This is a genomic window from Microbulbifer sp. A4B17, from assembly GCF_003076275.1.
Taxonomy (GTDB): domain Bacteria; phylum Pseudomonadota; class Gammaproteobacteria; order Pseudomonadales; family Cellvibrionaceae; genus Microbulbifer.
In genome coordinates this window covers 2,384,324-2,399,679 of the sequence record NZ_CP029064.1, presented here as the reverse complement: position 1 = coordinate 2,399,679, position 15,356 = coordinate 2,384,324, and the positions used below count along the sequence as shown (strand labels likewise).

The window sequence follows — 15,356 nt, the reverse complement described above, 5'->3', positions numbered from 1 at the left end:
CTGCAGCATCCTGCTGATTCCTACTCAATTTATCGGTACTACTCCTCCCCGCTTTTCTCCAAAACCACGGCTTTCGAACCCCAAAATATAATTTTTTAGGGTTCCGCCGCGCCTGAGCTCTAAACCGGTAAGAAATAGTCGTTAGAGCAGGTATCAGCAACACCGTTAGCACCCCTCTCCAATCTTTGGGTGTCTAGGATTTCTATTCTTTGTGCAGCATGAAAATTGCTCCGGGTCAATGCTGATTCCGACTATTCATGATAGCAAGGTAGGCGTTTAACCCCTTGCTCCTCATTAGAGATATCAAAGGAGCTAACAGATCGAATATTTCTTAATGTTAATTTACCAGCGGCAGGTGAAACTGAAAAATTCCCCACGACAGTCACATAAGACCATGGACATTTTTCGAATACGGCTTCAGATGCAGAAGATCTATCAAAATTTATTTTGTTCACCGTGTTAGTAATTAATGCGTCAATTTTCCTAACGAATAAGCCTCTACTAGGACCATTCCTTCCACCAATATAACCGGACACCATCACAAGCTGGCCGTCATATTTTTCGGGCTCGACTATGAGCTTATAAATTGATACATGCTTCGCTAATTCACCCCCCTGTACATTACAAGCAAGTAAACTAACTAGCCCTACATAGATAATTTTAGCAATCGTTTTTGTCAACATGGCCCATCTTTCCATCCAGTTCTCATACATTGATCCTGTTGAAATCTCCAGCTAGTTTTATACCAAGGATAACTATTATTATTAATAGTCACAGAAACAGGCCCATCAATTTGACTAGACCAGTTTAGATAAACCCCTTTACTCCATTGCTCTGGAGACCGCCATGTCCCAGCTACATCATTAATAGCTACAGCAGCTATATTTACTTCGTCAAGATCAACAGAAAATGAGGTGCCCGCAAACCCTTGATTATCTGGGTTAACCAAATAACCACCCTCCACGTCTGCTGGAAAGGGTTGTGACAGAATATACTTTCCATCGACCTCATATACATACATTCCTAAGTGTTGACCTTCCCAAATTGAGTTTGCATCTTCAAGGCCACGCCTAAGAGCATCAAGTCGCGAATGAGCGTTACCAATAGCCTCATCTAGCGGAGATCTGCTCTTTTGTGCACCATCATCTGAACTGACAGCAGCAGAAGCCCCCCCCTGAGGCTGAGACTGACTAGCAGTAGTTACATCCTCCCCGCTACTCTGCCCAAACTGAAAGCCTAATTTTTATGCTCTTCCAACCATTTCTTGTCTAAAGATTTTTTTGTGACACTTACAAGAAAGTCTAAATCAGCATACAAATCACAAGAAATTCCCAACTTTGAGCGACCTAGTGCCTTTGCATCTTTTCCATAATATCTAAGAATCATTAGCAATCTGTCCCGAAGTTCTGAATTCATGCTTGCAGAGCCAAGCTCATAGGGATGCTTCCCTGGCTTTACGTTCAAATAAATTGGACGAAATTCGCATCCGAGCTCATTTGCGTTTGCCTTGTATCCAGTCACAAAGAAAATGCAGAAAAAAAGGCACTTTATAATTGAATTTACCATTCGACGTTCTCCAACCAGGTAGAGCGCATATCAAATTCCTTCGCCCTTCCAGCTTCTATCATTTTATTTCCGTCACTATCGCTAATGGTTCCAAATATTGGAACCGTCACGCTCAACCCATCATGCCAATCATAACGGTCATACCAAGAGTGTTGAATACTGCCTCTGATTGTTATTAATCCATTTCCTGCAGCATTAAGATTGAAATTTCCAGTTGACGTGAGCGTAGACTTCCCACTGGCATAATAGAACTCAGTAAATACTTCTGCCTCGACCAGAACATCCCAATAATCACTGAAGCTCCTTGACTCTCCTGGCTTCATTGAATTTGCTATACCCATTAAAGAATCATAAAAGCGCCCTTTGTTCTTTTCTACCGCTGCCAATATAGATGGCTGCTGAAGAAGCCAATCTGACGATATTTCCAAGGGGTCCTTTTCTTGGCTCATGAAGTTTTCTAACGTACCAGCCGCGACATTCCAATCTTTGTTTTTGGCCCCCTGAATCATCGCCTTGTATCGGCCTTCAATAGCCAACAACTCCGCATTTCCAGCTAAAGATTCACTCTGCCCAGAAGAGTTGTTCCGGCGCGAACCCGCCGCTATTTCCGCTACAACCCCAATGCAATCAAGGACTTAAAGAGCACTCGCGCCAAGGCGAACCCCAGATTATCAGGTCACAACCCCCAAGGCACTTTTTCGCTTAACTTTGCCGCACCGCCGACGTTACCGGCCGCTGCAAGCGGCTAAAGCCGAGGGGCGTTTGCCCCTCCTGATTGCCGGCTAGAACGGCGGTCTGCTGGTAGACCTGGCGCAGGCCCTCAAGGTCAGCACGGATGTGCTGCTCGGGGTGAAGAAGGTCCGGCAGCCGTATTCCCGGCTGCTGCGGCGAATGCAGAAAATTGAGAAGCTGGACGCCGCCACCAAGCGGCAGGTGATCGATACGTTTATCGAGAACGCCAAACTGAAGAAGCAGGCTTGAAGGTCCATAACGACAAATCCCCGGCAGACTTCTCTGCCGGGGATTTGATAATTTTGACTCAATGTCAACTTAAAGACTTACCCCCAGCACCATTCACTCCACATATGCGTCCAAAGGGTCAACGAGGTTTTTCTTTTCGCTTTTGAATGGCTCCAATATCATCCTATTTTTTAAATTAAATACGACGATGTAAGTGGTCGTCTCACCTTTCTCATCGAACTCATAGACAGTTGATCCCGCAGGCAACTCCCCAATATTATCGGGGTCAAGTTGAAGCTTTACGCTCTCGTTGAGCTTATACATTGGAAGCTGCAGAAGGCACCTCTCCTTCACTTTCGCTCCAGCATAGAAAGCCACTCCAGCCAATAACAATCCGAATAAGATACTCATAATATATTTCGCCATGAGAAATTCCGTCACCATTTGTACGTATTGACTTCAATTGCTTTACCGTAACTATCGGCCGCACTTTGCAAATCCAATGGAAGTCTTACTCCATTACCTTGTTTCGATAAACCATAAGACTTATTTTCAAGCCAGCTCAAACCTCGACCTCGATCAAATCTATTTTGGTTTAATGCGTTATACAAAGACGGCCTGCCGGCTCTAAGGCCATCCAAGGCCACCGTCGTACAATTGCAGTTCGCCGCATGATAATCCGTAGCCAACCTGAATTGCTGCATGGAGCCCCTAACTTTACTTGGCTGTATCCCTTCAGTAATAGATCTAAAGTGGCTATTAATTCTTCCGGCCTCTTCATTAGAAATTGCAAATACATAGCCGGTTGTCGTTCGGCCAGTCGCATTTTCTCCTTTTATGTAATCGTCAAAACTTGTCCAGATTCTAAGCATTCCTTCGCCTTCACTATTTCCTATCCCCCAAGTTTTTCCATAACGGCCAAAGTCATAAACAAAATCATAAGCGCCATCATCGTTTTCACCTTGGACTCGCAAAGCTACATGTCCATAAGCATTCTTGCCATATGGCCCACCAATCAATAGCTCCGCGGTAGCAGAATCATTTGAATTATTACTCTGCCCAGAACCCACACCTGTCATCTCTGAAACAGAATTACCAGAAACTGAATTAGACATCAACCCAGAAATTTTATAACTACCCAGCTTTGTAGTTCCGGCACTGTATGAAAGGGTACCATTACCATTGCCGTCAACTTTCGCTGTCGCTGTAACTTTTCTGTGAATTCTACTGCCAACAGGCTTATAAGTACGTCCCGTATCCCCCTTAGAAACAGACCTTTTGCTAGCTATACCCTCTTCATCAGTTGGACTAGCCTCCGATTTAGAACGGGTATTTACCCCCTGCCCAGTATCCCCCTTATCAGGATAATACCCCGTGGGATCAGTTCCCCAAAGAGGGTTATTCATTATATAACTATAGGCATTCAGGCTTTGGCTATTTTTAGGATCAAGAATAATCGGGTCTGGTGACAAGAAGCGACCCAACTGATAGTCATAGACCCGTCCATTCATATGAATAAGCTCTTGGTCGTTCAAATGACGGTGACCGGTAAAACCTTGATCGGTGATCTCAAACTCCGAAAGATCATCAGCCCCTTGGAAGTTTCTAACTTGTCCAAATGGGTCGTAGCTTCGATATTGTTTTATAAAACCACTTTCACCGGGCTGCTTGTCAGCATCTACAATTGTTGTAACACTGCCAAGACGATCTGTTAAAAGAATCCTGCGCTCGGTATTTTCCTCTGATTTATTGACAACGAAGTAACCACCGTAATTTAGCCGTTCGCTTTCTGTGACAGACGAACCATCATCTGTGGTGATCAATTCGTAAGAACCACCTATATAAAGGGTTGTCTCACTTTCATGTTCCCGCGTAGTAATCTTTTTATATGGTTTACCTTCAGTATTGTACCAGTACTCACTAACAACCCCATTCCGCTCAACTTTGTTGGCCTGGTTGTAGCCATCGTACTCAACTTTCATCCCAATACCGGTCAACAGGTTACCTGCATTGTCATATACCAGCGTATGAGTATTTCCATCAACGGTAATTAGAGATCTAACCGCATGTGGCCCGGCATTGCCACCTAGAGATTTAGAAGAGTTGCCATAGTATATAGTATCGGCGTAATCCGTCTTGAACAACAGATTACCCACTGCATCATAATCGTAATCTATATCACGATCATATGTGGGGAAATCACTAGACGACACGGTTTGAAACGTTAAACGATGCAAGTCATCGTAAACATAGTCATAATTCAATCCATTATGCAGGTGTTCTTCCCCAATGACATTACCCCAGGCATTATGCCGATAATCAATCGCCCTTTCAGTTGGATCACTATTTAGAGCTAGTGGACTGGAGTGGTCGACATCTAGACCCCAGAAAACGAGGTTATATTGCTGAAAGCACGCCACCCATCCTCAAACGACTAGGCATCTCACCAAAACACTGGCTATACCTCAACAGAAACTTTGAAAGTCGCTTTAAAGGTTTGGTGGGATCAGTGGAGACAGTACAGCAAGCCTGTATCCAGCTCAATAAACGCTGGATGCACGGTATAGACGACTGTCGGCGCTTCCTTTCTGCAGCATCCTGCTGATTCCTAAAGTATCAATCCCGGCGCTGGGATACCAAGCGGCAGATCAGTTAAATAAAAAGCCCCGCCGGGATCACCAGCGGAGCTTTTGTAGGGGCCCAGGTACAGGCTTCTTACAGTACTAGGTGGAACAAACCATACGACCGTTGGAGCACTAGCAGTTAACGGTTAGCCTTTTGTTTTTTATTGGATAAACATACAAATTTAACTATTGCTTTTTATCAAAATTTTTCAATATTTTTCGTTTAATAAAAACATATAAATGATAAGCAACAACTATAAATCCAACTTTAAAGCCCATCTGAATTGAGCTGATTAGCTTTTGATTCTCTGAATTAGAAAAAAGTGAATATACATAAGCTATGACATTCGTTAAATCAATCAGTACAACCAGTAAAAATATGACCAACCAATAGACAAATAATAACGACCTATTAAGGTTCATAAATATCAATCCGCTCTATTTATTCTTGTTGTCGTTGTCCAGGCACGAAGACTTTTACTTCCCCCACTGCGATCGTGATATTGTGCAGAGGTCAATATATCTATATCTCCTGGGTTATATCTTGTAAAACCTAACCCACCATATACCTCTGCAGCACCAACAACAGATCCAACCCCCGCACTTTTAACTACATTAAACCCTAATCTAATGCTTGCAAAACCAACCCCAACGCCTGTAGGAAATGCCACAATAACGGTCTCATAAAAAACCATTGAATTATTCATTCGCTTAACATCGTCTGACGAATAGTGCCGAATGTATTGCCTTACTCGACAAGTTTCATGCTTAGAACACTCCTGGCTTGCCTTTGCATAATCCTCCGCTGCATGGTTAGCCACCAATTTATCACTTAGCGGGTTATCTCCCAGCGATAAGCCGTGCCCCTTTTGTACATCATCATCTGAACCAACAACTGCATCTCCTTCAGGCTGAGACTGACTAGCAGTAGTTACATCCTCCCCGCTACTCTGCCCAGAACCCACACCTGTCATCTCTGAAACAGAATTACCAGAAACTGAATTAGACATCAACCCAGAAATTTTATAACTACCCAGCTTTGTAGTTCCGGCACTGTATGAAAGGGTACCATTACCATTGCCGTCAACTTTCGCTGTCGCTGTAACTTTTCTGTGAATTCTACTGCCAACAGGCTTATAAGTACGTCCCGTATCCCCCTTAGAAACAGACCTTTTGCTAGCTATACCCTCTTCATCAGTTGGACTAGCCTCCGATTTAGAACGGGTATTTACCCCCTGCCCAGTATCCCCCTTATCAGGATAATACCCCGTGGGATCAGTTCCCCAAAGAGGGTTATTCATTATATAACTATAGGCATTCAGGCTTTGGCTATTTTTAGGATCAAGAATAATCGGGTCTGGTGACAAGAAGCGACCCAACTGATAGTCATAGACCCGTCCATTCATATGAATAAGCTCTTGGTCGTTCAAATGACGGTGACCGGTAAAACCTTGATCGGTGATCTCAAACTCCGAAAGATCATCAGCCCCTTGGAAGTTTCTAACTTGTCCAAATGGGTCATAGCTTCGATATTGTTTTATAAAACCACTTTCACCGGGCTGCTTGTCAGCATCTACAATTGTTGTAACACTGCCAAGACGATCTGTTAAAAGAATCCTGCGCTCGGTATTTTCCTCTGATTTATTGACAACGAAGTAACCACCGTAATTTAGCCGTTCGCTTTCTGTGACAGACGAACCATCATCTGTGGTGATCAATTCGTAAGAACCACCTATATAAAGGGTTGTCTCACTTTCATGTTCCCGCGTAGTAATCTTTTTGTATGGTTTACCTTCAGTATTGTACCAGTACTCACTAACAACCCCATTCCGCTCAACTTTGTTGGCCTGGTTGTAGCCATCGTACTCAACTTTCATCCCAATACCGGTCAACAGGTTACCTGCATTGTCATATACCAGCGTATGAGTATTTCCATCAACGGTAATTAGAGATCTAACCGCATGTGGCCCGGCATTGCCACCTAGAGATTTAGAAGAGTTGCCATAGTATATGGTATCGGCGTAATCCGTCTTGAACAACAGATTACCCACTGCATCATAATCGTAATCTATATCACGATCATATGTGGGGAAATCACTAGACGACACGGTTTGAAACGTTAAACGATGCAAGTCATCGTAAACATACTCATAATTCAATCCATTATGCAGGTGTTCTTCCCCAATGACATTACCCCAGGCATTATGCCGATAATCAATCGCCTGAATAGTTTCCGACCCCAGGCAATTCATACCACCAGCACAAATACCATCAATAATATCACTACCAGAGTAACGATTTGTACGCTGCTCAATACCCGACATAAATTGCTGTGCGACTGTCGCTCCAGTTGCAGTAGCTTCCTGAAGCTCCCGCAACACTTCCCAGTTAGATCCACCGATATACCGCTCATCGATATAGTGGAATCCACGCTCATTGAAACGATTACGGAAAATTTCACCCATGGCAGTTTGCACTACAGTGATACGATGCAAGCTCGTATCCCATGCAACACTTTCAGTAAAGATCTGATCTTCAATCAGGGTGTAAGTAGCACTAGGATGTAAAGTGCCCGGCAAATAGTCGAATAGGCGAATGTATTCCTCGTTACGAGCTTCAGTTGTCAGCAATCCATAGAGTCCATTCTGGTCGTATATTTTTGCCGTTGCATCATCACCGTTCACAATACCAGTAACACGGCCTAGCTCATCATAAAATGTGCTAGTCGTTTGATTGTTTGCATCAATACTATCCGTACGCTCACCAAATTCATTGTAAAAGAAAGTAGTACGCCCGGAATTAGGATCATCAATTGATGTAACCTCACCAAACCCATTGTATTCATAAGTGGTATCATTGCCTGCGCTATCAACCAGCGACACAAGACGTCCTGCACCATCGTAACGATAGAAAGTTTTCCCGCCCATAGCATCAATGGTGAAAGCCAATTGTTTACTCGCACCATAGGCCTTTTCCATGCTTAACGTAGCACCATCGCTGTTTTTCACGGCTACACCGACTCCAGCGCCAGAGTATGCATACGTTGTCACAAAGCCTAAAGGGTTGTTAAACCGTTCATGGCGACCAGCACGATTCATTGCATCGAACTCATCCCAACTTTCAAAAGTTGCCAGCTGGCCTTCAAAGTGCGGCTCTTCACTCCTGATTAAGCGGCCACTAGAATCGAAGGACTTAGTGGCCACCACTGCCCTGCCATCAAAACCCTGGCTTTCAACTTTAATGACACGCCCCAAAGTATCTTGATAAGAGGTACCGGGAGCCCCCCCTTCTGTTAAAGTGACGGACTTAATAATCGCATTTCCTGGACAACTTCCATCACACCATACTTGGCGGCTGTAGCTGGTCGGCGCAATATCTGAATCCACTTTCAGAACTTGACCAAAATCGCCTAGGGTATTCTTTGTAACGCGATTATTGACATCCGTCACTCTCGTTACTTTACCGAACCAGGGATTTGTTATTTGATAGGCCCTAACTGTACCTCCCCACAAGCTATTAAAGGTTGACTCAATAAAGTACCCATCAATATCATAAACAGCAGTGGAAACCCTGTTTTCTTCTGTAATCCCTACTTTCGTGGTGGTAAGAACATTCCCGTACTGATCAAAAGTCAGCTTTGTGGATTTAGTATTAGGACTCTGACTGGCTGTCATATCTATTTGGCGTGCAACGCAGCTTTCATAGTTAGACAAGTCGGTACGCACCCACTGTTCGGGTACATTTAACGCACCGGCACCATGATCAAAATTATCTCTGGAACTCTTTTCTTCAGAAAATTTTTGTCGATTGCGGCAGCCACTTACAGTTTCAAATTCTGCAAAGCTAGACTTATAACTTGAACCATATTGATCAACTTCGATCGCTGTTGCGAGAATCGTATTTCCCATTGCATCGAAATTCGAATTTCGCGTAACGGTGGATACCAATGTGCCATCGGCGATTTCATAGTCTTTTTGTAATTCACTAATTACACGCGGAAGATAAGTTCCAGATGGCTGACCAAAGTCGTGCGTTTTATCCACCAGGCGATGTTCAAAAAATAATTCGCCCTCCGACGTATACTGTTTACGACTTTCTACAACACCTCCGTAAGGAAACGCTTGAAGGAAAGTTGAAACGTCACGATTCCCAGTACTAAGCTCAGTCCGCGTTATCTCTCTAAACCCTGCAAATCCGCGCCCCTTAAGATTGGCTACCGCGCCCTTATAGCTATACAACTCAGTGTTAAACGCACTTAACCCATTATCAGTCTTCACCGACTTGATAAGGCGCATACCATTAATGAAGTTTGTATACGGGTAATTTTGGGGTTGCTCATTTGGCACATATAGCCGAGAGCCATCATCGTGTAATGCCGAAAGTCCGGCATATTCAAAGCGGTGCTTTTCGATTCGATCACCGGAAAGATGAATAGCTTTAACCAGGTCGTGGCTACTTCTATTTCCCGAAGTAGTATAAATACCTGGCGATGGGCCTTTATATGAGTAGGTCAGGCCACTGGCTCCAAGAAATGACCCGTAATCCATAACACCATCGCCATTAAGGTCAGCCTGAAACAAAGTTTCCTTGTGAGATAAAACCCCTAGATCAATCTCTTCAAAGCTGAGCCCATTCTTATCAAATCTCGCAATAAATGCCGACCAGCTATAAACATCATATTGAACCGGCTGATCTTCCAAGCTGGTATCAATGTTACAGGGGTTACCAGTGTGTCCTTTATTATCGCAGAGCGCCTGATAGGCCCGAGTTGTAGGCGCAACCAGATCCTCAATCCCATCCTGATTAATATCGGCGGCGAAGGCAAATCCATTTAGCGTCCAAATTGCATCAGAAGCCCGAACACTGCCACCGGCAACCATTTGGGTCTTTCTTAATGCAAATTCTTCCTGTCCGCTATTAGCAAAACTGGTAAATGTCCCATTCCCTTTGTTTAACGCATAGTACCAATTGTAATTTATGCCATTTTCAGAATTTAGGGTCAGCAAATCCTGTAAACCATCTCCATTAATATCGGCCCACTTTGTTACCGCTCTACCATGGGAAGATCTGCTGCTGTGCAGCCCGGAAAAGCTAATAGTATTTTCAGAACCAACACTCCAAGAATTACCGTTGCGAGACACCTTGAACCAACGCACCTTATCCGACTGAAGCGTTGCTGCATTAATTAACACATCTTGTATGCCATCACCGTCGATATCGCGCATACTGATAGCGCCATAGGCACCTGCCGTAAATTCAGCTTTATAAACTAAACTGCCACCCTCATTTCGGTATAGACGATAGGAATAGACAAAATTGCTCAATTTTTGGTACGGCATCAAAACATCTGTCGCGCCATCACCATCAATATCTGAAGTGGCGCTTTCACAAAAATTTGCCAGATCTTTCGCTGACGGACTAATTGCTAGCGCAATTGCAAATTCACATTGTGATTGAACCCCGGTATCTATCTTGTCGAAAGACTGTTTATTGCTATTCCATGTAGCAAACTTCAGCTTTCTATCCTCAGTAGTAAAGAGCAGGTCATCTTTACCATCTAGGTTGATATCTACACGTGAACTATCGAACTGGTTAGATAAGCTCGTTAAATCACGGACTTCATCATCGTCGACCCAGGCTTGAAGTGACGACAAATAAAAGCCCTGGCCTCGCGCCCAAATATCAAACCGGCCATCACCATCAAAATCTCGACCACCTTCCGCTCTCGTATAGAGCCCCCCTCCAGGATGAGGTTGCAATGTAACTTCGGGGATATCTGAACCAGTAACTCCCTCTACCTTACCCCACTCGACACGATTAGAAGTACAAATATTGCTTGAGGGGCAAAAGCTAACAGTTTCCAACCTATCAACATCTTCGTCATTTAGGTAAGAGAACCTATACTCATGACCAGCGCCACCATCGATTGATATTTTAAGTTTTTGCAACCGGCTATTTTCTATTAAACGAGCGCCATGGTTATACTTTATTCTTTGCCTATTTGCCGCCTCATATTCAAAATCAATAACTCGACTCCCAAAATTATCCTGATAACCGGTGTAATAGATTTTATTGAGCCTAAATTCGTCCGAAACTCGCTCATATTCCCAGTTTATATTGTTTCCAAATGAATCTTGTTGTTTTTCCAGGTGCCAGCTCAATGGCTCGGAAACTCCATTTGGAACAAATGTTGACGAGTTCTTTTTACCAAAAGTCAGGGTTTGATTGGACTTTGTTTTAACTTCAAAATACGAAGAAGGAGAACTAATAGCTCCACCTTTCAGGGTAACCTGGCTCCCATCGTATATTTCTGGGGCGTAAATCGCATTCACTTGGCCATGAACACCAGACTGCAAAATCAGTCTCTGGCCGCTTAGACACAACCTGTCTTGCATATCGAGCTGAACTGGACGGGCAACACCGTCAATCGCAAATATCTTTGGACAGCGCTCTACAGCACCTCCAGTAGGGATGTTCCATCCTTGTCCTAACAGCCCATAGCCTGCTTGGCTACTGTAACCTATACTTAACTGCGGTTGCACATCATTTCTTCCCGGTGGCAAGGCAATTGGAAAGCTATAATTGAGGGCACCACCACTAACAGAGACATCACCACTCCAAATCACAGGATTTTCATCTATTGGTAGTGGATAACTAATTACTTCATTAGGTGCAGCCATTCCTCCCAAATCTGGCTCCCCCCCTGCAACGTCAATTACTCTTGTCTCTTTGGGATCTGACCACCCTGAGCAATACTCCATCGGCTCCAAACACGCTTGTACCTGGTACTGTTGTTTTCCAACATCTGCACTATCAACGGTATAATTATCACCTTTGATTCTTCCAGGGTTAAAATCTGTATCTGTTGGGCTACGCAGAAGGAAGTAGTCCGCATCACCACCTGTTTCTTCCCAGCTTATTTTTACAGTTCCATTTATACCAATATGATCCAAGATCAGATGGGGCCTTGTAGGCCTTTGATATACGCTGATAGTAACCGTATTCGACCAAGGTCCAGGTCCCGTAACATTTACAGCTCTAACTCTATACTGATAATCACCAGAACTAGAAAATGTTAAGGACTCATTTTCTCTGTTTGCCCATATACCACCAGGGAGCTTTTCCTGGAACTCATAATAATCAACGATAGAGGAAATCTCTTCCCAATCGATATCGGTAGACTCCCCAATCCATAGATTAGAAATTGATGATGAGAGAGCTGGCTTCAGAGGAAGTGGAATATTAACTTCCACACTAGCATAACCAAGTCCATACCATCTTGATTCATACTCACCATCGTCAGGGTTATATACGTCTATTTTATGCTCTACAGAATAGACATAAGTTCCGTTTTTTAATTTTGAGTAGTTCTTGTTAAACGAAATACCTACGTTCGTCGTAGTGGTAACACCGTCAAAAGATTCATTGACTCTGTATTCCTGCGCATACTTATTTTGTTCAAGCCATGCCAGTTGATATTCCCCCGTAGATTGCTCAGGAGATGCGAATACCCCTTCCACTAAAATAGAGAAAGTGTTGGAATATCCTCCACAACCAAGCTCATTACAGGCCCTAACTCTATAACTAGTGGATTCACCTTTGCTCTGAGTAATATCTAAATTGGTTTCGGATTGTGAACTTAGAAGACTCCAAGTTCCAGACCCCATTTTTTTCTCAATTTCATACTTCGAAACAGAGCCTGTAGCCGGACTCCAGCTTAATAAATACTTCCCATCAACCACACTGCCAGATAAATTACTGGTATCCGAAGCGGGGACTAAGACCGTCACCCCCGCAACATTCGACCAATCGCTGCAGCCAGAGAAATAGCATGACTGCACACGATAAAAATACTCGCCTTTGGGCTGATTGACCACCGAATGTTCATTTGTACTTGATGGTTCCAAATCTATCCAACTGCCTGAACTTTCAATTTTTTCTTGAAAATTAAAATGAGTATAACTTCCCTCTGAATTCGCCCATGTAAGGGCGTAATCTCCATAACTAAAATTTACGGATGAAGATAAAATAGGCTTAGACGGTGGCAGTTCTACAGTGAGTAGACTCGGAGATGTTTTATACAATCCTACATAAGAGTTTAATTTGGCAGCGACTCTATACTTATATTCTCCCGAAGCATCCACTTGTATAGTTTTAAAGGTTTCAGTGACATTAGCTACAGTAACCCAATCCCCAGAGTTTTTCTGTTGCTGTAGACGATAACCTGTTGCGCCAGTAACACTGCTCCAAGAAACCTTATGTTCATGTGCATTACTAACACCGGAAGGAGCGGAAATACTTGATGGAGTCCGCACTACATCCACTAGGTTACTAGATTCTTTGAATTCCCCAACTGTTGTGCCAAATTTAGCTGCAACACGAAACTTATATGAGTCGGTTGATAGGTCAGAAAAACTTTTAGATGTAGCAGTTGTTGTCTCTATATCACTCCATCCTGTGTTTCCCTTTTGCTTTTGGAGTAGGTATGACGTTGATCCGCTTACACTCCCCCAAGATACGCTTACGGAGCCGCTAGTGTTTTTCCCAGACGGCACACTAAGTGACTGAGGGGTTCGCACCACAATTGTGGAAGAGGAGGTTTTAAACTCTCCTTGGACATTATTTTTTTGGGCCGCCACCCGAAATTGATAACTATCTGTCGCTAATCCCGATACAGCTTGTGAAGTTTCAGTGCCAGAGTAAGACTGAACCCAACTGCCGTCACCTTTCTTCTGCTGAAGAATATAGGTAGTGCCGCTATCGTTTACGGAAGACCAACTAACCGTAAAATTACCCAATGTATTAGTTGTCGGGACAGTAATGGAGGCTGGCGTCTTTTTGACGACAACCGTATGGACAAGCCCCCAAGACCCACAGCTCCGTTCAATATAGGGATCACCACCGGGTGGCTGATGTGCTCTGAGACACTCTCGAATTCTAAAATGGTATTTTCCTATATCGTAATCAAAAGAGGTCGAAGCGCTTTGTCCAGACCATACTTTTCCGTATGAGCCACCATCCAGCTTTCGCTCGACCTCAGTTTCCATGTAGCCTGATTGCGCAGTCCAATTTAGTACGAAAACGTCATTCGCATTGGACGGCCCAGAAATGGTTGCTATTTGGATTGCCGTAACAGATTTAACACTCGTATAGTCTCCACATGCCGCCTTATTGCATGCTCGAACCCGATACTGCGTAGTTTGCCCAAATGGGGGAAAAACAGTTCGTGAAGTTGAATTAGATGTGCCGTATAGAGCCCAATTACCATTTAGAGGACGACTATACACTTCATATTTTGTGATAGTTCCAGAAGCTTGCGACCAGTTTAGAGAGGTGGGGACGTCGTATTTTCCCGAAACACTTGCCGGGCCAGAAATACTTCCTGGCACTCCTGGTTTGAACCAGTTCTCGGTAGTGTCGACTGAACTCCATGCCTCCGAGCAGCCACTGCTGTTACAGGCTTTTACCCTATATTGATAGGTACCTTCACCTCTGTTTGATACGGATTTAGAGGTGGCACTACCGTCGTGTATTTTGACCCAGCCCCCACTGTTTTTTCTCTCTTGTAAAATATAGCTGGTTACCGTGCCAGATGGTTTTGTCCAAGAGATATTGTATGCACCATCTGTATCTGTAGAGGGAGCATTCGGCTTCGACATGACGCCAGGAATAGGCAAAATCGAAACCTTAACGGTCATTGAATCAATAAGAACTTCCGGCCCCGGTTCAGAGGCATTGCGTGTGCCCCAGAGCTGGTATGTGTACGTACCGCTTGATCTTCCTGAAACGGTCGTAGAGGTGCTAGTACCTGAGTAAATTGAGGACCCATTTTCCTTAATAGTGACTATTGGGCGAATCCCAAACAGTCCCGATGTGGTCCATTCAACTGTGTAATTGCCATCTGCATCAGGTGATGGCGGAATTGACGTAAAACTAGCCCCATAAGCTCCGGCCGTGGCAAATGTGAGAAACAAGACAAAACAGTTAAATAGTTGACGCACAGATACCCAACCCAAGGAATTCCATTTCGGCGCGCAATATACCCAACCTGAGCTCACTTTTCTTATTGGAAAAGATTTCGAGAACCTAAAAATGTGACACACATCACAAAAATATTGATTTCTGGGTAGAAACAGCCAACCCTGCAATCGAAAAAATATTGACATGCAATGGTATTGTTTCTTAAAACTATCGCCCTAGGGAGCC

8 protein-coding genes are annotated in these 15,356 nt (G+C 43.8%); 1 reads left to right on the top strand and 7 read right to left on the bottom strand.

The features are described 5' to 3' along the window. Positions 1–251: 251 nt before the first annotated feature. From BTJ40_RS10795 to BTJ40_RS10780, 4 genes are all read right to left on the bottom strand, one after another. A complete protein-coding gene (locus BTJ40_RS10795; protein WP_157954013.1) occupies positions 252–698 on the bottom strand; it encodes a hypothetical protein in 447 nt (148 codons plus the stop codon). Continuing rightward, positions 677–949 (bottom strand): hypothetical protein, encoded by a 273-nt coding sequence (locus BTJ40_RS10790; RefSeq protein ID WP_157954012.1) that lies wholly within the window; start codon positions 947–949, stop codon positions 677–679. The genes BTJ40_RS10795 and BTJ40_RS10790 overlap by 22 nt, the downstream gene beginning before the upstream one ends. 287 nt (positions 950–1,236) lie before the next feature. Further along, positions 1,237–1,566 carry a hypothetical protein gene (locus BTJ40_RS10785; RefSeq protein WP_108733096.1) on the bottom strand — a complete coding sequence of 110 codons (330 nt, stop codon included), beginning with the start codon at positions 1,564–1,566 and terminating at the stop codon, positions 1,237–1,239. Next, positions 1,560–2,105 carry a hypothetical protein gene (locus tag BTJ40_RS10780; protein WP_108733095.1) on the bottom strand — a complete coding sequence of 182 codons (546 nt, stop codon included), beginning with the start codon at positions 2,103–2,105 and terminating at the stop codon, positions 1,560–1,562. The genes BTJ40_RS10785 and BTJ40_RS10780 overlap by 7 nt, the downstream gene beginning before the upstream one ends. A 298-nt stretch (positions 2,106–2,403) precedes the next feature. Between BTJ40_RS10780 and BTJ40_RS22295 the strand changes: the two genes are divergently transcribed. Further along, positions 2,404–2,547, top strand: a complete 144-nt coding sequence (locus BTJ40_RS22295; RefSeq protein ID WP_157954011.1) for a hypothetical protein — start codon at positions 2,404–2,406, stop codon at positions 2,545–2,547. A 93-nt stretch (positions 2,548–2,640) separates the two neighbouring features. On the opposite strand, the gene BTJ40_RS10775 is transcribed toward BTJ40_RS22295, so the two are convergent. The 3 genes from BTJ40_RS10775 to BTJ40_RS10760 form a co-directional block, all read right to left on the bottom strand. Next, the gene (locus BTJ40_RS10775; protein WP_157954010.1) at positions 2,641–2,952 is read right to left on the bottom strand and encodes a hypothetical protein; all 312 of its coding nucleotides are present in this window, start codon (positions 2,950–2,952) and stop codon (positions 2,641–2,643) included. 11 nt (positions 2,953–2,963) lie between these two features. Continuing rightward, a complete protein-coding gene (locus BTJ40_RS10770; protein WP_108733093.1) occupies positions 2,964–4,946 on the bottom strand; it encodes an RHS repeat-associated core domain-containing protein in 1,983 nt (660 codons plus the stop codon). 632 nt (positions 4,947–5,578) lie between these two features. Further along, positions 5,579–15,151, bottom strand: coding sequence for an RHS repeat-associated core domain-containing protein (locus tag BTJ40_RS10760; RefSeq protein WP_192879403.1), 9,573 nt, complete (start codon positions 15,149–15,151; stop codon positions 5,579–5,581). Positions 15,152–15,356 lie beyond the last annotated feature (205 nt).

Excerpts from the sequence above, each read along its gene's own strand:
- BTJ40_RS10795 (WP_157954013.1), bottom strand. The coding sequence starts at position 698 with ATGGAAAGATGGGCCATGTTGACAAAAACGATTGCTAAAATTATCTAT.
- BTJ40_RS10785 (WP_108733096.1), bottom strand. The coding sequence starts at position 1,566 with ATGGTAAATTCAATTATAAAGTGCCTTTTTTTCTGCATTTTCTTTGTG.
- BTJ40_RS10775 (WP_157954010.1), bottom strand. The coding sequence starts at position 2,952 with ATGGCGAAATATATTATGAGTATCTTATTCGGATTGTTATTGGCTGGA.